Here is a 22198-nt window from a genome sequence, read left to right as displayed (position 1 = left end):
ACTGTCAATCAGATAGACGTTTGTTGGAGGTTCTTATTATGACTGTTTATCATTTTGTTGGAATTAAAGGGACTGGAATGAGTGCCCTTGCACAGATTTTACATGATATGAATTACGAAGTTCAGGGCTCTGATATTGAGAAAAAAGTGTTTACAGAAAAGGCCTTAGAAGCACGTAATATTAAGATATTACCTTTTTCAAAAGATAATATTAAAGAAGGCTTAACAATCATTGCAGGAAATGCGTATCCCGATACGCATGAAGAAATTGTAGAAGCTAATTCTTTAGGTTTACCTGTTATTCGTTATCATCGCTTTTTAGGAGAATTTCTCCAAAAGTATATAAGTGTGGGGATAACTGGTGTACACGGAAAAACATCAACGACAGGATTACTTTCTCATGTGATTAAAGGCGCAGAACCAACGTCTTACTTAATCGGTGACGGTACTGGTAGTGGGGTACCGGATAGTAAATATTTTATTTTTGAAGCATGTGAATATCGTAGGCATTTCTTATCTTACGAACCTGATTATGCGATTATGACCAATATTGATTTTGATCATCCTGACTATTTTTCAAGTATTGAGGATGTTTTTAGCGCGTTTCAGGAAATGGCACTTCAAGTTAAGAAAGGGATCATCGCCTGTGGTGATGATGAACAGCTTCAACAAATTCAAGCAAAAGTACCTGTTGTTTATTACGGATTCGGTGAAGACAATGACTTTCAAGCAAGAAATGTTGTAAAGTCAACCGATGGGACTTCATTTGATGTATTTGTACGCAATACATTTTATGCTTCGTTCAAAATAACTTCATATGGAGACCATAGTGTACTAAATGCATTATCAGTTATTGCTCTTTGTCATTATGAAGGAATTGACGTAGAGATTATTCAAGAAAGATTGCAAACATTTCAAGGTGTTAAAAGACGTTTTAACGAGAAAAAAATTGGCAATCAAATATTAATTGATGACTATGCTCATCACCCAACAGAAATTAATGCAACAATTGATGCTGCTAGACAAAAATATCCTGACAGAGATGTTGTTGCTGTGTTTCAACCACATACATTTACAAGAACACAATCGTTTCTAGAAGAGTTTGCAGAAAGCTTACAAAGAGCTGATTATGTTTACCTGTGTGACATATTTGGATCTGCACGTGAAAATGTTGGAAAGCTTACTATAGACAACTTACTGGAGAAAATTGATAATTCTAATTTAATTAGAGAAGATGAAACATCTGTTCTTAAGGCTCATGATTCGGCTGTATTAGTATTTATGGGTGCTGGTGACATTCAGAAATACCAAGAAGCATATGAAAATGTTTTAGTTTAAAACGAATAAATGAAAAACAGCTGACTTTCTTATTGAAAGTCAGCTGTTTTCATATAAATAATTATTTTAGATTTTCAGGATTTAATGCATCTAATTCTGGGATCACAAACCGACCATCTTTACGAATTAATACATCATCAAAATAAATTTCGCCTCCCCCGTACTCAGGACGTTGAATCATCACCATATCCCAGTGGATGTTGGAGTTGTTTCCATTATAGGCATCTTCATATGCTTGTCCGGGTGTAAAGTGAAAGCTACCATCAATTTTCTCATCAAATAAAATATCCTGCATTGGATGTTGAATAAATGGATTTACACCAATCGCAAATTCACCAATAAAGCGAGCTCCTTCATCTGTATCAAAAATCTTATTAATTCTTTCTGGATCATTTGCAGTTGCTTCAATAATTTTTCCGTCTTTAAACGTTAATTGTACATTTTCATAGGTAAACCCATTATAAGGAGATGGCGTATTATATGTGATTTTTCCATTTACTGAATAACGTACGGGAGCAGTATATACCTCTCCGTCAGGAATGTTCATCTGACCAGAGCACTTAATAGAAGGAATATCACGAATTGAAAAGCTTAAGTCAGTATCAACACCTGTTAAGCGGACTTTATCTGTTTTGTTCATTAATTCTACTAATGCATCCATCGCTTTGTCCATCTTACTATAATCTAAATTACAAACATTAAAATAAAAATCTTCAAATTGTTCAGTACTCATCTTTGCTAATTGAGCCATGGATGATGTTGGATAGCGCAAAACAACCCATCTCGTTTTTGGTACTCTGATTTCTCTATGTACTTTTTGTCCAACTGTTTTTCCTTGTAATTTCATCTTATCATCAGGAACATCTGCAAACTCATTAATATTATCCCCGGAACGAAGGCCGATATAGGCGTCCATTTGACTCATAACCTGTGCTTCAAATTGAGCAATCATATTATACTGCTCCTCTTGACCACCTATCATTAGAGCACGATCTACTTGATGATCTTTAAGAGATACAAAAGGATAGCCACCTACAGCATAAGCTTCTTTTACAAGGGCAACAACGAGTTCGCGTTGTAGTCCGAAGTTTTCAATCAGTACTTTTTCACCCTTTTGTAATTTAATTGAATAATTTATTAGGTTTTTTGCTAATGTTTCAATACGTGGATCTTTCAAATGAAATCCTCCTTTTTATGAGATGCATCTCTATTTTACCCCATCTTAGTAAAACAATGGACATGAATGATAACAGTTGCAAAATTTTCACGAGAGATGTCTATTCATAAGGAGATTTTAGCTTTTATGTAAGATTTATGTTTATAATAGTAGTGGACGGGTAATGAAAAAGAAGAGGTTTAGGAGGTGTGACATATGATTCTTATTTTATATTTAAGTGTTGCTTTAATAGCCATTGCATTTACTATTTTAGTTATTTATGTGTCCAAAACATTAAGGGCACTACAATCAACTTTAACAAATGTTGCGGGAACTTTATCAGGTCTTGAAAAGCAAATGGAAGGAATAACAACTGAAACAACGCAATTATTACATAAAACAAATGCTCTTGCAGAAGATATTCAGCAAAAGTCAGATAGGCTGAACATAGTAGTTGAGTCGGTTAAAGATGTAGGAGACACCATTCAGCAGCTTAATACGACAGTGAAAAGAGTGACGACAACTGCCTCAACAAACCTTGAACAAAATCAGGATAAAATTAATCAAGTGGTGCAATGGAGTAATGCTGCAATGGAAATATGGGCAAAATGGAAACAGAAATCGGAAAACAAGCAACAAATTAATGGTTAATAAGTAATATATCCAATAGAGGAGGTTGAACGAAATGGCTAAAAAAAACAATGGTAAAGACTTTATTATCGGTTCACTTGTAGGAGGACTTGTAGGTGCAGCAACCGCGTTATTTTTAGCACCTAAGTCAGGGAAGGAAATTCGTGATAACTTAAGTGAGCAAGCTAGCGTGATGAAGGATCGAACTGGAAAATTGACAAATGATGCCCTAGAAAAGAGCTCAGGGTTAGCATCATTGGCAAAAGAGAAAACATCTTCATTATCACAGGCTGTAACAGAACAATCCTCACAAATAATGGATAAAGTTCGTTCCATTACAAAAACGGCTGAGTCAGAAGATCAGGCAGAATTTGTGGAAAAGGAAATAACAAATGCTTTAGAGGAACTTACGGAAGGATCAGATGGACAAAAGGAAGAAGCTTCTGTAGAGGAACCTAATGAAAACACAGAAGAAACTTCACAACCATCTAAGGAAGTCTCTAGTCAATCTGAAGAGGAAGTAAAAACAAATAGTTAATAAACTAAAAGCAGCCTGAAGCTGCTTCTCAATAGGTGTAGAAGGGTGAACGACGTGAGCGATCGATTAATTGAAACAGTAGAACAATTTGAAGAATTATTTCAAAAACACACAGAATTTCTATTTGTTAAGAACAGCTTAACATGTCCAATCAGTCAGGCAGCTTTTGAAGAATATCAAGAGTTTGCAGGGCAACATAGCGAGTATCCTTGTTATCATTTACATGTTCAGGAGTCTCGTCCATTATCTAACTACATTGCTGAGCAATTTGCCATTAAGCATGAGTCACCACAAGCATTGTTATTTAAAGGAAAAGAAATTGTGTGGAATGCTTCTCACTGGAAAATAACAAATGATGCATTAAAAAAAGAAATTAACGGGTAATCGAAAAAAGTGTCTAACTTTTAATTGAGTCAGACACTTTTTTGTTTCTTAATTCATCCATTTAATTGTGAGTTCATCCCCAGGTGTAAGGGGCTCCTGAAAGCTAACTTCTTGATTATTTCTCAAAAGTTTAAATTGAGTGTTTGCCGTACTAGGAATTTTTAGATCAATAACAGTAAACAGGTCCTGAAAAATAAAAGGTTCAATTACTCTTTTTTTAGTTGTAAGCTCATCACCATTATAGATGAGGTCTGCATCAGTTAATTTAACATCCTTGCGGAAAAATTCGGTAACAGGCTTTTCAAGGTTTATAGAACTTCCATTATAGACAATAGGCAGGGTTTGGTTTTGTACTAAATCAGCTTCTTGGACAAACTCCTGAAGTGTGGGAATCTTTGTTTGTTGCATGGTGATGATATCCCCATTTTCGAGAACGGAATCTTTAAAAGCTGTTAAGCCGTTTTTAACGATCTTTCCTGAAAATATCTGAATGGTATGGATCTTATTGTCTATTTTTACAGAGAACGTTTTTAACTTATCAAGTTCTTTTCCATGCCCAACTCTTTTAACAAAAGTCTCTATGGATGATGGGATGGTACATGTTACTTTGTCACGGTCTGATAAAATAGCTTCCTTTGTTACTTCTTTGTCATTTAATAAAATACTTGCATGAAGAGTATATGATTCACCATTTATACTGATTGTTTTAGAAGGAACCTCATCAAGTATAGAGCCAATTGTAACAACTGGAGCTTTTCCATCTATTCCATTTTCAACTGTAATAATGTCTCCGTGCTTAATAGGATCTTCCAACGAACAAATTTCTTCATTTTTTCTAATTAATGGTGCAGTTCCATGTTCGCCCGGAATGGTAATGGCCTGCCCATTAACATTTACAAATAAAGCCATACCGGGCTTACCATATAGTTTATTAAGCTGAATTCCCGAAGCTAATAAGCTGTCTGCTACGGTTAAAGCTTTCATATGAAAAAGTCTAACGGAGCGTTCATTCACTTTTACACTAATATATTGTATAGGGTTTTGCTTAGATGAAACAGCAATGCCAATAGGAGTAACAAGCTCAGGTCCTTTGTTAATATGCTCGGCAAGTACAAGCTGAGAAATCGCATCAATTCCTCTAATGGCAACACGATTTTCAGCCAATTCTAGAAGTGCTGCAAGTCTTCTAGCTAATTCTGGAGTTTGACTTCCCCCACCCACTAGCATGACGGCCTTTGGTGAACGATTATTATTTAGTCGTAAAATTTCATCTTTAATTGCTTTTGTTAACCGATCAATCGCTGGTGAGATTTTCGTTATAACATCTTCTTTTGGTAATTCTGTTTCAAAACCTAGAATATCAGTTATGGTAATAGCTGCTTCCGTAAGTAATTTTCTTTTTGCTTCCTCAGCTTTAGGGAAGTCCAGTAAAAATTCATCTGAAACAGCTTCCGTTATTTCATCCCCAGCAATAGGAACCATGCCATAAGAAATGATTGTGCCCATATCTGTAATGGCAATATCTGATGTGCCTGCTCCGATGTCTACAAGTGCCACATTTAATCGTCTCATGGAAGGGGGAATTAACACATTGATAGCAGCGATTGGCTCTAATGTTAATGCTTCCATTTCGAGATTTGCACGATTCAAGGCAGCTAATAACGATTCGACAACAATCTTTGGTAAAAAAGTTGCTATAATGTCAACACTTGCTTCTTCGCCTTGTTGATCTATTAAGCTACCAATTTCCTCGCCATCTAATTTGTAATGAAGAACTGAATAACCAACACAATCATAATGATGTGAGCGTTCGTTTTCATGTTTTTCAGCAAGCTGTTTTTGGGCATTTTGAACAGCCATTAATTCTAAATGAAGAATATCTTCCTTTTGAATCATAGGCTTTCCACTGATCTCTATTGAAATGGTTGCTCTTTCTGTTTTTAATGCACGACCGGCAGCGGCTACGCATACTTTATGAAGAGGACCATAAATGTGTTCAAGCTCTTCTTTAACAGAAGTAATGACATTGGCTACAGATAATACATCATGTATTTGACCATCAAGCATGGATCTTTTATCATGTTCTTTGATAACCGTGTCCATGATATGATAGAAGCCGTTTTCTTCTTTTAAAATTAAACCAACAACAGATCTTGTTCCAATATCAAGAGCAAATGTTAAATCTTTGTTTGTCATGATCGTTACACCTTCTTTAAACAGAGTTTTAAAAAAAGAACTCTGAATATGATCTTTCCTTTATTTTGCATGTACTCTTTATAAATCCAAGGTTAACAGGCTTTGTAAAGAACGTATGGCCTTACACTTTACTGCTTAAAAGCTTAAAAGCGTTTAAATGTTAAAGTTTTTAATGACAATCACTATTTTATCGTTTATAATTACAACTAATTATAGAAAATGTACCACACTTTTATGGAATGATAAAGAAAACCTTATGTTGCAATCCTTCATTCATTAAGAGTGGTTTACTATTTTCAAAAATTGATTGCGAAAGGATGAGAGAGATGAGTAATGCGGAATTAGAAGCATTAAGAGAGAGAGCAGATGAGATTAATTTACAGATTTTAAAGTTAATTAATGAGCGAGGAAGAGTTGTGCAGGAGATCGGGAAAGCGAAAGATGCACAAGGTGTACATCGTTATGATCCTGTTCGCGAGCGCAAAATGTTAAATAGTATTAAGGAATATAACGATGGACCATTCGAAAACTCTACATTACAACATATTTTCAAAGAAATCTTTAAAGCTAGCCTAGAGCTGCAGGAAGATGATCATAGTAAAGCTTTACTAGTTTCACGTAAGAAAAAACCTGAGGACACAATTGTTGAAGTAAACGGTGTAAGAATTGGTGATGGAAGTCAATCGTTTATTATCGGTCCATGTGCTGTAGAAAGCTATGATCAGGTAGCATCTGTTGCAGAACAGGCTGTGAAACAAGGGATTAAAATTCTTCGCGGTGGTGCGTTTAAACCACGTACTAGTCCATATGACTTCCAAGGTCTTGGTCTTGAAGGTTTAAAGATTTTAAGAAAAGTTGGAGATGAATATGGCTTAGCTATTATTAGTGAAATTGTTAACCCGGCTGATATTGAAACGGCGCTAGACTATGTTGATATCATTCAAATTGGTGCACGTAACATGCAGAACTTTGAATTGTTAAAAGCAGCTGGAGCTGTTCGAAAACCAGTACTCTTAAAGCGTGGCTTAGCAGCAACAATTGACGAATTTGTTAATGCTGCAGAATATATTATCTCACAAGGAAATGACCAAATCATTTTATGTGAGCGTGGTATTCGTACTTATGAGCGTGCTACTAGAAATACATTGGATATTTCTGCTGTACCAATCTTAAAACAAGAAACTCATTTACCAGTCTTTGTTGATGTAACTCATTCAACTGGAAGAAGAGATTTACTTGTTCCAACAGCGAAAGCAGCATTGGCTATTGGAGCTGATGGTGTAATGGCAGAAGTTCATCCAGATCCTGCTGTTGCTTTATCAGATTCGGCGCAGCAAATGGATTTTGATCAATTCAGCAATTTTATATCTGAACTAAAACCTTTAGTAAAAGTAAACGCATAAGAAACAATCTATTGAAGAGGCTGACTAAAAGCAGGAACTTGTTAATGCTACTTAATGTAGTTAAAAGTTTCTACTTGTGTCAGCCTCTCTTTATTTCTATTTTTATTCATAAAAATTGAATTTACAGGTAAAAATGTAAATAGAAGAGGATGAAAATGAGAGTAGACTTGTTTTTAAATACGTATATATGTGAAAAAACGAACAAATATGTGAAAACAACGTAAAAATGCGTTGAAATAGATTGCAGACGTTTTCAGAGTATCGTATGATAAGGTACATAGAACGGGATAAAGTACTTAGATACGACAAGAGGTTACAGCTTATTACATAGCAAAGTATCATAATGAACGTAATGAAAATAGTAAATATATATTTCGTATGTATTTGAAGGAGTGTTGATCATGTCAAGTGTTACAATATATGATGTTGCTCGTGAAGCAAATGTTTCAATGGCAACTGTTTCTCGTGTAGTAAACGGAAATCCCAATGTTAAACCAACAACAAGAAAAAAAGTTTTAGATGCTATTGAGCGATTAGGGTACCGTCCAAACGCAGTGGCTAGAGGATTGGCTAGTAAAAAAACCACAACTGTAGGAGTCATTATCCCGGATATCTCAAGTATTTTCTATTCAGAATTAGCCCGTGGAATTGAAGATATTGCTACGATGTACAAGTACAATATTATTTTAAGTAATTCTGATCAAAATAAAGATAAGGAATTACATCTGTTAAATACAATGTTAGGGAAACAAGTGGACGGAATTGTGTTCATGAGTGGAAATGTAACAGAAGAGTTAGTAGAACAATTTAAACGTTCTCCAGTACCAATTGTTTTAGCTGCATCTGTTGATTTAACAGGAACAACACCTTCGGTTAATATTAATTACGAGCAGGCGGCATATGATGTTATTTCTATGTTAATTGAGAAGGGACATAAAAGAATCGCATATGTTGAAGGACCAGCAGAAGAGCCTGTTAACCGCTTGAAAAAATCAGTTGGATATAAACGTGCCTTAGAAGAGGCAGGACTTCCTTTTGATGAAGAATTAGTTGTCGAAGGTGATTATACGTACGATTCTGGAATTGAAGCTTTTGATAAGATTGATGAATTACAGGAAAAACCAACAGCAATTTTCGTTGGTACAGATGAAATGGCATTGGGAGTTATTCATGGTGCACAAGATCGTCAATATTCAATTCCTGAAGATTTTGAAATAGTTGGTTTCGATAACACTAGACTTGCAACAATGGTACGACCACAGTTAACAACTGTTGTTCAACCGACTTATGACATCGGAGCAGTTGCTATGCGTTTATTAACCAAATATATGAATAAAGAAGAAGTAGAAAATCATATCGTAGAGCTACCACACCGAATTGAGTATAGACAATCAACTAAATAATGGAATGAACAAAGAAACGAGCAAACCTTTTGATTTGCTCGTTTTGTTATATAATAAAGAAGTTAGCTTATGGCATCATTGGAGGATTTCCTGCATTTTTGGCAGGGATCATCACTCACTTCGTTATTGGCTACACAACAATTGTTCATTTACTACCGGCTTATGTCGCTGTTGCTCTTTATATTTTTGGACTTGTTTTCACCTATTCCTTCTTAATGAAAGGTGAAAATAAGTAAAAAAATAGAAACACATTTTTAAGTGTGCTTCTATTTTTTTTTATTTTTCTATTTACTTGGTCGGATAGGTAAAAGTGCTTTTTCAACTGTTAAGGCATTTTTTTCTTCAATCTCAGCTTTCCTAGGGATTGGTTTATAAAGATCTTCATGATCGTACCAACGCTCTGGTAATTTTACTGGAGATTTTTTTTGCCATTTATCAATCCATGATTTTGGGATGGTATCAGGAATGTTTTTTTGATTCATTTCAAGCCATATTAAGCTCCATGCTCTAGGAACAACTCTCCAAATATCATATCCCCCACCACCAACTGCTATCCATCGGCCACCACAATATTTGTGGGCAATTTCATGAGCAATTTTAGGAATTTCGTGATAAATGGCCATTGTAGCCGATAAATGTGTTAAGGGATCATGATAATGTGCATCTGCTCCGTTTTGTGTTAGAATAACATCTGGTTTAAAAAAAGCGGCAACCTCCTCTATAGAGGTACGGTAGGCATCAAGCCATGATTCATCCTCTGTGAACGCATCTAAAGGAATGTTAAAGGAGTAGCCATATCCTTTACCGGCGCCACGTTCTGTTACATTTCCTGTTCCAGGGAATAGGTATCTGCCCGTTTCATGAATAGAAAGTGTACATACATTCGGATCATCATAAAAAGTCCACTGAACTCCATCGCCATGATGAGCATCGGTATCGATATATAAAACTTTTACACCATATTTCTCCTGCATATATTTTATCGCTACAGAGCTATCATTATAAATGCAAAATCCGGATGCTTTTCCTCTAAACCCATGATGTAGTCCTCCACCAAAATTTGCGGCATGTGTTGCTTTCCCTTCCATTACATAATCAACAGCAGTCAAGGTTCCTCCTACAAGTAATGAACTCGCTTCGTGCATGTTAGGAAAGATTGGAGTATCTTCTGTGCCGATCCCATAGTTGAGTGCTTCCTCATTTTGCAATTTTCCGTGTCCAGCTAATTCTACAGCTTTAATATATTTTCGATCATGAATTAGTGCTAATTCATCTATTGTAGCCATTCTAGGTGTAACGAGGTCTGCTTCATCAAGTGCCTTTATTTCTTTTAGTAGATCATAGGTTAGTTCAACTCGTAATTGATTAAAAGGGTGATCATTATGAAACTTATACTGCTGAAATAGGGGAGAGTAGACAAATACAGTATCTTTCTTTGTCATCTAGCATTCTCCGACAAATCAGGCGATAATACTTGGTATCCTTCAGCTTTTAAGTCATTTATGATCATTGTTACATTTATTGTTTGAATACGAAAAACAAGTATTTTATATTTATCGTCCGTATCAGGATAGATAAGCGCACTTGCAATATTTGCTTTTCTTTTTAGAAAAATGGAAGCAACCTCAGCTAACATTCCAGCTTTATTCGGAACCTTTATTTCAATATGTGATGCAGGCTGGTCAGCACCCGTTAGTTTTACAAATGTATGTAATAAATCCGATTCGGTAATTAGCCCAACAAGTTGACGATCCTGAAGAATTGGTAAACAACCAATTCTGTTATCAATTAAAATGGCTGCAACCTCTTCAACAAAGTCTAGTGGATGTCCGGTAATAAGATCAGTGGACATAATTTTCTTAATAGGTTTGTTTAAAAAATCCTCCTTTAGCTCCAGCTGGAAAATAGATGGGCTAGCATCTTTAACATCTCTTTCCGTCACAATCCCAACTAATTGATTCGATTCGTTCACAATTGGAATGTGACGTATTTTATTTTTTTTCATTGATGCTAGTGCGAGACTTATAGGATCATCAGAACGTAAGGTAATAATGTCTTGCTTCATGATTTGTCTAACAATCATTGTTTTTCCCTCCCAGGGTTTAGGTTAGCGACGATCTGTTTATCTATATGAATTAATACATGAAACGGTTTTTAAACCGCAGCTGATCAAACTTTTGAACAGATTCAGAATGGATTCTTTTTCCTATTCTAGCCATAAGGCAATTTGCTGGGTGAGAACTTATTTCAGGTTCATCTGTAGCGTACCATTCTAACCCTCCAGCATTCATCATTTTTTCCATTACTTTTCGATATTCCCATACATTTAATCCAGACCCTTTTAAGTCCCAATGCCAATAGTACTCTGTTGTAATGATAATATAATCTTCCATTGCATCATCCATCATTGAAACTCTTAGGAGATTTTTTCCTACTGAATAACCGCGGAATTCAGGAGCAACTTCAATTGCACCTAATTCTATTAATTCCTCCATATTTCCTTCAGACCATCTTTCAAGTGGATCAGGGTAGAGGTATGTAACATATCCAATAATAACTTCACGATGTCTAGCAATAATAATTCTACCTTCGGGTAAACCTGCTATTTCTACTAATGCTTTTTGCTGCTGCTTAGGCTGACGAAATGCTACTAATCCATCGTGAAATTCATAGCCTGCAAGCTTATCAGGTGGGATTGGCCCTTCAATAAAAATACTTCCGATCGGTGTTTTTAATTCTTTAGCATTATATGTCTTAGGATGTTTCATTAGGTCACCGCCCTTTATTGTAATAAAAGAAAATTATTTTTAAGGAATTGATACAAAAATTCATTTTGTATTTTATCTTTGCAAAATCGTATCATATTGAATAGGATAGAAAAAAGTCTTGCAAAGTATTTTCATTTTGCGTTATATTCAAGGTGAAGGTGGCTAATTTTTACAAATTGTTATGAGTTTGCCATTTGGATTTCATATGTCTACTATCTATTATACTAGATTAAGGTAAAAATTTAAGCGTTTACAAGATAATAAATTATATAAATTTGAAAAATTGTGAAAAATGAAGTATTGTAATATAATAGATATGTATTCTACATAAGGGGGAGTTAAGATGAAATTGGAAGCGTTGCCAGTAACGAAGGGGAATTATAATTTAACAGACTATGATACAACGTATCACTCATTTGATTGGTCAGAAGTTGAAAAGAATTTTACCTGGGCTGAAACAGGCCGTGTTAATGCTGCATATGAAGCAATTGATAAGCATGTAGAAACGTTCCGAAAAAATAAAGTGGCTCTTTATTATCGCGACCCTGAACGAGATGAGAAATATACATTTAAAGAATTAAAAGAGCTTTCAAATAAAGCTGCGAACGTCTTAAAGGATAAAGCTGATGTTGTAAAAGGTGACCGCCTTTTTGTATTTTTGCCAAGAACCCCTGAATTATATTCTGTCATTTTAGGTGCAATTAAGCTTGGGGCTATTGTTGGTCCTTTATTCGAAGCTTTTATGGAAGGTGCTGTAAGAGACCGATTAGAAGATAGTGATGCAAAAGTAATCGTTACAACTCCTGAGTTACTTGAAAGAGTTCCTGTAAATGAACTACCATCCTTAAAGCATGTTGTTATTGTTGGGGAAACGGTAGACGACTCTCATATAGATTTACTAACTGAGATGAAAACAGCAAGTAAGGAATTAGAAATTGAATGGATGGAAAAAACAGATGGGTTACTGCTTCACTATACATCTGGTTCAACTGGTAAACCAAAAGGTGTTCTGCACGTCCATGGGGCAATGGTTCAGCATTACCAAACTTCACAATGGGTATTAGACTTAAAAGAGGATGATGTATACTGGTGCACAGCAGATCCAGGCTGGGTAACAGGAACTGTTTACGGAATCTTCGGACCATGGTTATCTGGGGCCACTAATGTTATTGTTGGTGGAAGATTTAAACCAGAGTCATGGTATCAAACGATTGAGGATTATGGTGTTACTGTTTGGTATAGTGCACCAACAGCTTTTAGAATGTTGATGGGAGCTGGAGATGAACTTGTTAAACAATTTAACACAAGCACATTGAGACATATTTTAAGTGTGGGTGAACCATTAAACCCTGAGGTAGTTCGTTGGGGAGTAAAGGTATTCAACAACCGCATACATGATACTTGGTGGATGACAGAAACTGGGGCACAACTAATTTGCAATTATCCATGTATGGAAATAAAGCCTGGTTCTATGGGTAAACCAATTCCTGGTGTAGAAGCTGCAATTGTTGATGATCAAGGTAATGAATTACCACCATATCGAATGGGGAACCTAGCTATTAAAAAAGGCTGGCCTTCAATGATGCATACGATTTGGAATAATCAGGAGAAGTTTGAATCTTATTTTATGCCTGGTAACTGGTACGTTTCTGGGGACTCTGCTTATATGGATGAAGATGGATACTTCTGGTTCCAAGGCCGTATAGATGATGTTATTATGACTTCAGGTGAACGTGTAGGACCGTTTGAGGTTGAAAGTAAACTGGTCGAGCACCCTGCGATTGCTGAAGCAGGTGTAATCGGAAAACCTGACCCTGTTAGAGGAGAAATTATTAAAGCATTCGTCGCACTTCGTGAAGGGTATGAACCAACTGATGAATTAAAGGAAGAAATCCGCACATTTGTGAAAAAAGGATTAGCAGCTCATGCTGCTCCACGTGAAATAGATTTCCGTGATAAACTTCCTAAAACACGAAGCGGAAAAATTATGCGTCGTGTGTTAAAGGCTTGGGAGCTTGATTTACCTACAGGTGACTTATCAACAATGGAAGATTAATAAAAAAAGAGCTGTTCAAAAATGAACAGCTCTTTTTTATTCTGTTACTGGTTCAGAAGGAGAGGGAGTTTCTGGCTCTCCTTCTGTTTGTTCTGCAGGTTGTGTTTCTTCATTTGGTTCCTCTGGCTTAGGAGGGGGTTCTACCTTCGGTTTTTCCTCAGCATAATCCCCAATTTTTACTATACTTGAAGGCACTGATTCATGGCCAGCTACGTCAACTGCAACTACATAATAAGCAGCAGGATTGCTACCAACGGTAACAGACAATGAATTTGAAGCTGGAACGCTTGCAACCTTTTTAAAGTTCGTTGAAAAATTAGCTGCAGCATAGACACGGTATCCAAGGATGTCGTTGTCTCCATTTGCTCTCCAACTAATTCTCGTTCCACTTGCTGATACCCCGCTTACTTGGCTAGGAGATGCACCGTTATCGGTAATTTCTTTTCCTTCAGTTACAACTAAATTACCCCATTTCACAGTGTTAGGTAACAGTCGTTTGAGATCACTAACATTACTAATATTGTGTTTATCGAGAATTTCTTTCTTCAACATAACACCTTCTTGAACAAACTCAGAAGGAGCTGTTGAAGGAACTTTATAAGCCCGATCTTTAACAAACACATATTTGCCTCTTGTTAAGCTGTCATCAACTTTAGTTGGAACATACTTTGCATTGAAAAGATCTGTTGTAACAAGACCAGCCTCTCGACATAAAGCAGAAGGTAGCTCACCGGTTAGAGCACAGTAAGAACGTCTAACAATTCCCCCTGGCATTTCAAAACGATTTTTCGGTGCAACTAATTCTGGATTTACTTCATAAGCAACATTCATCAATTTTGCCCATAACAGAATGTTTCTTTTGCTATATGACATTCCTTTATAATTTTGCTCTAGTGGTTTTGGTGTATCATAACCAATCCATGTTCCAAACGATACATTTGGGTTTGTGGCAACAAACCATGCATCTCTATAATCTTGACCAGTTCCTGTTTTTCCTGCCCAATCCGCACTAAATGAAAGATAACTATTTAGTGAAGCAGCTGTACCGCTTCTAATAACATCACGCATCATATCAAGAGTAAGGTAGGCAGTTTGAGCTGAAAATACTTCGTTTTCCACTTTTTCATGTTGGAAAATAACATCACCATTACTTGCTTCAATTTTTTCAATTAAATAAGCATCAACAAATTTACCTTGATTAGCAAAGGTTCCATATGCATTAACATTTTCCTCAACGGTTACACCCTTTGTCATAGCTCCTAAACTAAGTGAAGCAATTCCATAATCTTCTTCAGTTAGCGTACTAAAGCCCATCTTTTCCAAGTAAGATACTGGATTTTGATTCATAATCTCCATGTAGGTTTTAGCAGCTGGAACGTTGTAAGAGTATTTTAGTGCTGTTCTAGCACTAGTTAAGCCATGATAGCCTCCACCGTAGTTCTTTGGTTTCCATGATCCAGTCATCGGAACATCGGCAATAACTGTCCCAGGTTGAGATTTTCCGAGCTCCATAGAAGGAGCATAAACGAGCAATGGCTTCATCGTTGAACCATTTGGACGCAGGGCATCAGTTGCGTGATTTAGATTTTCTCGATTAAAGTCACGCCCACCAACAAAACTAATGATTTTTCCAGTGGTATTTTCAATTAAAACACCACCAACCTCAACAGGTTCTTGTACAGTAATGGTTTCTCCAGTATCCGGGTCTTTTACCTTTTCAGGCTTATCACTGCCGTAATACCCATACTCATCAACCACTTCTTGCATTTTATCGTAAATCTCTTTATTTATTGTTGTGTGAATTCGATATCCATTTTGTCTAAGGTCTTTATCTGCTAAAGAACGATATTGTGCCTGTAAGTCATCATCTTTTTTAATTTCTTCTTCTGTATATCCATCTTTTTCTGCAAGTTTGACCATAATTATGTCAATTGCACGATCTTCAACCTCATATGTTAAATATGGGTACCGTTCAATAGAAGAAGGCTTCTTTGGTGTTAAATTCGCACGGATGTCATACGTAAGTGCCTCTTCATATTCTTCTTTTGTAATAAAGCCACCTGTATACATACGGCTTAGTACAGTTTTCATTCGATTAATACCAGGCTCAAGACTTTCCTTTACTGCCCCACCATCATTTGAGAATGGTGTATATCCGAATGGACTTTGTGGTAATCCAGCGATAAATGCAGCTTGTGGGATACTTAGATCCTTTGCTTCAACACCAAAAATTCCTTTGGCGGCTGCTTGAACACCTGCAATATTTTTTCCATTTGAATTACGACCAAAATCTGCTACATTTAAATAAGCTTCAATGATTTCATCTTTCTCAAAGAATTTTTCTAGTCGTAAAGCTAACAGAATTTCTTTTGCTTTTCTGTCAAAAGATACTTCATTTGTTAATATTTGATTTTTAATCAATTGTTGTGTGAGTGTACTTCCACCTGTTTGTACAGATGCATTTGTAAACTCCTGAAAAAGTGCGCGCATGATCGCTTTTGGAACGACACCATGATGTTCATAGAAGAGTTCGTCCTCTGTTGCAACAACAGCATTTATAACATGTTTTGAAACATTCTCCAGCTTTACTTCCTCTCGCTCGATATCGGCATTTAATTTACCTAAGTAGACGTTTTCATCGAAATAAATGAGAGAAGTTTCTTCATAGTTGTATATGTCATTTCTCATGTTTTCGTATGAACGAATGGGCTCGTCTTTTACAAGCGAAGCAAAATACCCGGCACCTACACCTCCTGCAAAGCATATACCAATAAGTCCTATAATAAGAAATAATAAAAGTAGATTTCCAATGACGTTATATGATATCCGGAGACCTTTGGCAATATCTTTGTTAAAAGGTGAGAAACGCCTTTGTTTTTCATCCTTTTTGCTCATATATGCATTCCCCCCAAATCTTATTTATTATAACATAATAAGATAAAAAATTTGTATGCTTTTGTCGTGAATGGAGATGATGGTTATTTAACCAGTTGACATTCTATTTCCTTTATGGTTAAAATTGCTTGTAATTAGTATATGGAATAGCAAAGATTGGATTCAGTAATGGGTATCTCACTGTTATAGAGAGCTGATGGTTGGTGTAAATCAGTACAAAGATTCTCCATGAATTACGTCCATGAGCTTCTTTTTTGAACAGGGATTAGTAACCTAAGTAGGAAAAGACGGTTTTTACCGTTATTTAACCGAGTGAGGATTATGAAAATAAATCCTAAGTAGGGTGGTACCGCGATACTTTCGCCCCTTCAGTGATGAAGGGGCTTTTTGGTGTTTACCTTACAATAAAATATAAAGGAGGACCAAAGATGAGTGATTTATTAAAGGACTTACAATTTAGAGGATTAGTTAATCAAGTAACAGATGAAGAGGGCTTGGCAAAAGCTTTGGAAGAAGGGGAGATTAGTCTTTATTCAGGGTTTGACCCAACAGCAGATAGCCTTCATATTGGTCATTTACTGCCAGTTTTAACTCTTCGTCGTTTTCAATTACATGGACATCATCCAATAGCTCTTGTTGGAGGAGCTACTGGACTAATCGGTGATCCTAGTGGTAAAAAAGCAGAGCGTACCTTAAACACCTCTGATATCGTTCAGAACTGGTCTGACCGAATTAAAGGGCAGCTTTCAAGATTTTTGGACTTTGAGTTAGATAAAAATCCGGCTGTAATCGTTAATAACTTTGATTGGATTGGCAGCTTAGATGTTATTTCATTCCTTCGTGATGTAGGGAAAAACTTCGGAATCAACTATATGCTTGCAAAAGATTCAGTGCAAACACGTATTGAGTCTGGTATTTCATTTACCGAATTCAGTTACATGATTTTACAATCTTATGACTTTTTAAAGTTATACCAAAATAATAACTGTAAACTACAAATCGGTGGTAGTGATCAGTGGGGAAATATTACAGCAGGCTTAGAATTAATCCGTAAATCAGAGGAAGACTCAAAGGCTTTTGGATTAACCATTCCTTTAGTTACTAAGGCAGATGGAACGAAATTCGGTAAAACAGAAGGTGGAGCAATTTGGTTGGATGCCGAAAAAACATCACCTTACGAGTTCTATCAATTCTGGATTAATACGGATGATAGAGATGTTATTAAATACATTAAATACTTCACATTCCTTACTCAACAAGAGATTGAAGAGCTTGAAAACGAAGTGGCAAATGCTCCTGAAAAACGTGCGGCTCAAAAGGCTCTTGCCGAAGAAGTGACAAAAATGGTGCATGGTGAAGATTCTTTAAAACAAGCAATCAAGATTTCACAGGCTCTATTTAGTGGTGATATCAAAGAATTAACAAGTCAAGAGATTTTAGAAGGTTTTAAAGATGTTCCATCAACAGAAATTTCTTCAGAGGAAATAGGATTAATTGATTTGCTTATTGAAGCGAAAATTTCTCCATCGAAGCGCCAAGCTCGTGAGGATCTATCAAATGGTGCAATCTATATCAATGGTGAACGTGTTCAAGATTTAACGAAAGTTATTTCAGATGAAGATAAAATTGACGGGAAGTTTACTGTGATTCGCAGAGGGAAAAAGAAATACTTCCTTATCCGTTATACCGGATAAAGCGAGAAAGAGAATGAATCTAAGGATTTGTTCTCTTTTTTTCTTTCAAATGTTTATTAATCAAAATAAAAAACCTATACCAATTGGTATAGGTTTTTTCAAAACTATTAACGAGAGTAGAACTCAACGATAAGAGCTTCGTTAATTTCAGCAGGTAATTCAGAACGCTCAGGTAAGCGAGTGAAAGTACCTTCTAATTTATCTGCGTCGAAAGTTAGGTAGTCAGGTACGAAGTTGCTTACTTCGATTGCTTCCTTAACGATGTCAAGGTTGCGAGATTTTTCACGTAAAGTGATAGTTTGACCAGGTTTTAATTGGTAAGATGGGATATCAACACGTCCACCATCAACCATGATATGACCGTGGTTAACTAATTGACGAGCTTGACGGCGAGTACGAGCTAAACCTAAACGGTATACTACGTTATCAAGACGAGAATCAAGAAGAATCATGAAGTTCTCACCATGTTTACCAGCCATTTTACCAGCTTTATCAAATAAGTTACGGAATTGGCGCTCATTTACACCATACATGTGACGAAGCTTTTGCTTCTCTTGTAATTGTAATCCGTACTCAGAGATTTTTTTGCGTTGTCCTGGACCGTGTTGTCCTGGAGCATATGGACGCTTTTCTAATTCTTTACCTGTACCACTTAATGAAATACCTAAACGACGAGAGAGTTTCCAGCTTGAGCCTGTATAACGAGCCATGCTAACTCCTCCTTTATGTTTTTATTTTGCATAAAATAAAAACCAGACTGACTAACAATCATGCACATTTTATTTTCATGTATCCTCGCTCCAGCAGCATAGAGTTACTCGATACACCTCCTTATATAAAAAGGGGAATAAAATGAATTCACCATTGCACCATCAATAGGCTGCATATTTTATACACAACGAACATTATATGTTTTTCTATGTATAAAGTCAAGAACCTTTACATAAATAGATAATTTTTTGAAATAATCATTAGTAAAGTATAAACAAATAAGTTCATTTCATTTCATTGGAAATAAAAATATTTACTCTACTATCTATAGAATTGATTTATGATATAATGTATGAGTAATTTGACTTAGTTTAAATTTGTAACTTTTAGTGTGGGTGATTTTATGGGAGAACAATTCGTGATAACTGCTACTAAATGCGCATTTTTTGAATTTATTAGCAAACATCATAATAAACGTTCATTATCTGACATTGTGGAAAAGCTTTCTGAAACTGTAAAAAGTGAGCTTTCAATTCGTCATGCTGTTTTTTATTTCTATAATAGTAGAGACGAGTTTTACACACAGTCTTCACCAATTGATGATACCCCATTTAATACGTTCATTCTCAAAAATGGAGAAGCCTATTACCATGGCGGTCAAGTTCTAATCCCAATTTTTCGTAAAGATAAACTAAAAGGGATCCTTCAATTAAAGGGCTTTGAAAATGAGTACTCACCAGCAGTTATGAATGAATTAGCAAAAACGTGTACATCCTTTTATGACCATTGTATGGAGTTAATACAAGTTACCGAAAATGAGCAGAAGTATGAAAAATTATTTCATTTAACAGAGCAATTTCATGCTTTTATGAATAAAGATGATGTTTTAGTAGAATTAATTACAACATTACAAGAAATGTATAATGAATTTATTTTCTATTTGTTCTTATCACACGATAATGAAAATAACTTGAATTTACCAATTAAAGATCTCGGATTTGATCATCAAGATGGAAATGAAATGGCTATGGAAGCCTTTGTAACAGGTAAAATACAGTTTTCATTTGATGAGAAGATTAATCAAACGATTTTATATACTCCATTAAAAGGTAAGCAAGGGGTATATGGTGTATTGCAAGTGGTCGTTAATCACGGGATAAACCTCGCAGATCAAGATAAAAACTTTATTATTATGCTTGCAAATGCAGCTGGTACCGCGATGGAAAATGCCCAATTATACGATCAATCAAAGAGATTAATTAAGGATTTACAACTTATTAATGAAACGTCCCATCGTTTAAATAAAAACTTACGATTGGTAGATACGATGACATATATGACATCAAGAATCATGGAATCTTTTGAAGCTGATGAGGTGGGCTTTTTCTATCAAAATCATCAAAATGAATTTCAAATTTTTCCAGGTAGTACTAAATTTTTTAATACGAATGAAGTGCATGTTTATATCGATTATATAAAAGGAAAACTTGAAAAGAATCTAGAAGGGCTATTTTTAGGTGATATAACACAATACCTGCCAGATGGCTCCTTTGCATCGGTTATGGCTGTACCAATGGTCCAAAGTGATACCCTTCGAGGCTGTGCAATTGTCCTTCACAAAAATTCTTATCATTTTTCTTTTGATATGTTTAAACTTCTTCAATCGTTAATTCATCATTCTACATTGGCCCTATCTAATTCCTTATTACGAGAAGAGTTAGAAACATTAGTTAAAACTGACCAATTAACACAATTGTACTCACGTAATTACATGAACAATTGTATAGAGAACTCAATGAAAGCTGATCGTCAAGGAACATTTTTATTAATTGATATTGATAATTTTAAGGGAGTTAATGATACATTCGGTCATCAAGTTGGAGACGAAGTTTTGGTTCAGGTTGCCAATATTATTAAAAGTAATAGTAGAGAGCATGATATTGGAGCAAGATGGGGTGGCGAGGAATTAGCTGTTTATCTGCCACAAGTTGACCTTGAAGCAGGAACCGCCATTGCCGAGAGAATTGTAAAAAAGGTAGCGGAAAATACAAATCCCTCAGTGACAATATCTTGTGGAGTATCCTATTGGATTGCTGAAAATGAACGTAATTATAATCAATTATTCAGCCGCGCTGATAAGGCATTATATGTTGCTAAAAACCTAGGGAAAAATCAAGTGATCGTTCAGGATGATATTCACTGATTAGCTCTTGGCAGGCTGTAGACAAACTCGATAAAAAACGGGCTTGCCTACAGTCTTTTATTTTGGATTAAGGTGAAGGTGACCGTTATAATAAATCCAGTCTCGCATGTTTTTTTTAGAATGTGATAATCATCCATCTGCGTACTTTTTTAGGTAAAAAAGTACAAAAAAGGGGAAAATGAATACTTTTAAAACATCTTCCACTTTAAATATCTGTGTTAACTTAAGGAAAAGACAAAACCTACATATAAAAAATGACCATCAAACAGTGTCCTGATTTGATGGTCATTTTTTATTGTTGTGATAGTTTTAAATATATTGAACCAAAACATCTACAAAGTTTTCTAAAAACACTTGATCTTCTTCATTGAATCGATCTTTTATTGGGCTGTCAATATCTAGGACACCAATCACTTCACCGTCAATGATAAGAGGAACAACAATCTCTGAATTAGATGCTGCATCACATGCAATGTGTCCTGGGAACTGGTGAACATCTGCGATTCGCTCTGTTTTTTTATTAGCTGCGGCTGTACCACAAACACCTTTTCCAACAGGAATTCGAACGCATGCTGGTAATCCTTGGAAAGGTCCTAATACAAGTTGACCTTCCTTCATTAAATAAAATCCAACCCAATTGACATTATCTAAAAATTGATTTAGAAGAGACGAAGCATTTGCTAAGTTAGCGATACGATCTTCTTCTCCCTCTAGTAAAGCTTTTAATTGATTTATGACCAATGAATATTGATCGGACTTATTACCATTATATTTTTCGACATGAAACATCTAAATTACCTACCTTTTGATAAATTTCCTTGATG

Annotated in this window: 18 protein-coding genes and 1 other annotated feature; of the genes, 10 read left to right on the top strand and 8 right to left on the bottom strand. The window is 35.7% G+C overall.

From position 1 onward, the window contains the following. Positions 1 to 38: 38 nt before the first annotated feature. Positions 39 to 1337 carry a UDP-N-acetylmuramate--L-alanine ligase gene (gene murC / locus D9842_RS14205; protein WP_121663079.1) on the top strand — a complete coding sequence of 433 codons (1299 nt, stop codon included), beginning with the start codon at positions 39 to 41 and terminating at the stop codon, positions 1335 to 1337. Between the two features lie 61 nt (positions 1338 to 1398). Here murC and D9842_RS14200 read toward each other — a convergent pair whose 3' ends face one another. After that, a complete protein-coding gene (locus tag D9842_RS14200) occupies positions 1399 to 2514 on the bottom strand; it encodes an aminopeptidase (protein ID WP_121663078.1) in 1116 nt (371 codons plus the stop codon). A gap of 195 nt (positions 2515 to 2709) precedes the next feature. Here D9842_RS14200 and D9842_RS14195 point away from each other — a divergent pair, with 195 nt between their 5' ends. From D9842_RS14195 to ytxJ, 3 genes are read left to right on the top strand one after another with little or no spacing between them, the layout of a single operon-like run. Then, complete coding sequence (locus tag D9842_RS14195; RefSeq protein WP_121663077.1) at positions 2710 to 3144, top strand: DUF948 domain-containing protein; 435 nt, start codon at positions 2710 to 2712, stop codon at positions 3142 to 3144. 34 nt (positions 3145 to 3178) lie between these two features. Further along, the gene (locus D9842_RS14190; RefSeq protein WP_121663076.1) at positions 3179 to 3661 is read left to right on the top strand and encodes a YtxH domain-containing protein; all 483 of its coding nucleotides are present in this window, start codon (positions 3179 to 3181) and stop codon (positions 3659 to 3661) included. Positions 3662 to 3715: 54 nt separating this feature from the next. Next, positions 3716 to 4045, top strand: coding sequence for a bacillithiol system redox-active protein YtxJ (ytxJ, locus tag D9842_RS14185; RefSeq protein ID WP_121663075.1), 330 nt, complete (start codon positions 3716 to 3718; stop codon positions 4043 to 4045). A gap of 48 nt (positions 4046 to 4093) precedes the next feature. Here ytxJ and D9842_RS14180 read toward each other — a convergent pair whose 3' ends face one another. Continuing rightward, positions 4094 to 6241, bottom strand: coding sequence for a cell division protein FtsA (locus D9842_RS14180; RefSeq protein ID WP_121663074.1), 2148 nt, complete (start codon positions 6239 to 6241; stop codon positions 4094 to 4096). A gap of 326 nt (positions 6242 to 6567) precedes the next feature. Between D9842_RS14180 and D9842_RS14175 the strand changes: the two genes are divergently transcribed. The 3 genes from D9842_RS14175 to D9842_RS14165 all read left to right on the top strand — a co-directional run bounded on the left by D9842_RS14175 (position 6568) and on the right by D9842_RS14165 (position 9283). After that, positions 6568 to 7644: a bifunctional 3-deoxy-7-phosphoheptulonate synthase/chorismate mutase gene (locus D9842_RS14175; protein ID WP_121663073.1), complete on the top strand. Its 1077-nt coding sequence runs from the start codon at positions 6568 to 6570 to the stop codon at positions 7642 to 7644. A gap of 401 nt (positions 7645 to 8045) precedes the next feature. Next, positions 8046 to 9047, top strand: coding sequence for a catabolite control protein A (gene ccpA / locus D9842_RS14170; RefSeq protein ID WP_098794986.1), 1002 nt, complete (start codon positions 8046 to 8048; stop codon positions 9045 to 9047). 98 nt (positions 9048 to 9145) lie between these two features. Then, complete coding sequence (locus D9842_RS14165; RefSeq protein WP_162987248.1) at positions 9146 to 9283, top strand: hypothetical protein; 138 nt, start codon at positions 9146 to 9148, stop codon at positions 9281 to 9283. Between the two features lie 48 nt (positions 9284 to 9331). On the opposite strand, the gene D9842_RS14160 is transcribed toward D9842_RS14165, so the two are convergent. From D9842_RS14160 to D9842_RS14150, 3 genes are read right to left on the bottom strand one after another with little or no spacing between them, the layout of a single operon-like run. After that, the gene (locus D9842_RS14160; RefSeq protein WP_121663071.1) at positions 9332 to 10489 is read right to left on the bottom strand and encodes an acetoin utilization protein AcuC; all 1158 of its coding nucleotides are present in this window, start codon (positions 10487 to 10489) and stop codon (positions 9332 to 9334) included. Then, on the bottom strand, positions 10486 to 11130 hold the full coding sequence (locus D9842_RS14155; protein WP_121663070.1) for an acetoin utilization AcuB family protein: 645 nt from the start codon (positions 11128 to 11130) through the stop codon (positions 10486 to 10488). Before D9842_RS14155 ends, D9842_RS14160 begins: the two co-directional genes overlap by 4 nt. A 52-nt stretch (positions 11131 to 11182) precedes the next feature. Continuing rightward, positions 11183 to 11815, bottom strand: a complete 633-nt coding sequence (locus D9842_RS14150) for a GNAT family N-acetyltransferase (protein ID WP_121663069.1) — start codon at positions 11813 to 11815, stop codon at positions 11183 to 11185. A gap of 343 nt (positions 11816 to 12158) precedes the next feature. On the opposite strand from D9842_RS14150, the gene acsA reads away from it, so the two are divergent. Further along, positions 12159 to 13871 carry an acetate--CoA ligase gene (gene acsA / locus D9842_RS14145; RefSeq protein WP_121663068.1) on the top strand — a complete coding sequence of 571 codons (1713 nt, stop codon included), beginning with the start codon at positions 12159 to 12161 and terminating at the stop codon, positions 13869 to 13871. Between the two features lie 36 nt (positions 13872 to 13907). Here the strand turns inward: acsA and D9842_RS14140 are convergent, their stop codons facing one another. Beyond that, positions 13908 to 16766: a transglycosylase domain-containing protein gene (locus D9842_RS14140; protein ID WP_121663067.1), complete on the bottom strand. Its 2859-nt coding sequence runs from the start codon at positions 16764 to 16766 to the stop codon at positions 13908 to 13910. 143 nt (positions 16767 to 16909) lie between these two features. After that, positions 16910 to 17137 (top strand) — a binding site (T-box leader). A 57-nt stretch (positions 17138 to 17194) separates the two neighbouring features. Between D9842_RS14140 and tyrS the strand changes: the two genes are divergently transcribed. Then, the gene (tyrS, locus tag D9842_RS14135) at positions 17195 to 18460 is read left to right on the top strand and encodes a tyrosine--tRNA ligase (RefSeq protein WP_121663066.1); all 1266 of its coding nucleotides are present in this window, start codon (positions 17195 to 17197) and stop codon (positions 18458 to 18460) included. Positions 18461 to 18567: 107 nt separating this feature from the next. On the opposite strand, the gene rpsD is transcribed toward tyrS, so the two are convergent. After that, a complete protein-coding gene (rpsD, locus tag D9842_RS14130; RefSeq protein ID WP_098794993.1) occupies positions 18568 to 19170 on the bottom strand; it encodes a 30S ribosomal protein S4 in 603 nt (200 codons plus the stop codon). Between the two features lie 419 nt (positions 19171 to 19589). On the opposite strand from rpsD, the gene D9842_RS14125 reads away from it, so the two are divergent. Continuing rightward, positions 19590 to 21374, top strand: coding sequence for a sensor domain-containing diguanylate cyclase (locus D9842_RS14125; protein ID WP_251396179.1), 1785 nt, complete (start codon positions 19590 to 19592; stop codon positions 21372 to 21374). A 309-nt stretch (positions 21375 to 21683) separates the two neighbouring features. On the opposite strand, the gene D9842_RS14120 is transcribed toward D9842_RS14125, so the two are convergent. Next, entirely contained in the window at positions 21684 to 22163 is a 480-nt protein-coding gene (locus D9842_RS14120; protein WP_121663065.1) for a GAF domain-containing protein, read from the bottom strand. Positions 22164 to 22198: the final 35 nt, after the last annotated feature.

Origin of the sequence: Metabacillus litoralis (assembly GCF_003667825.1) — a bacterium.
Classification (GTDB): Bacteria; Bacillota; Bacilli; order Bacillales; family Bacillaceae; genus Metabacillus; species Metabacillus litoralis_B.
This window is presented reverse-complemented; position numbering and strand designations above follow the sequence as displayed.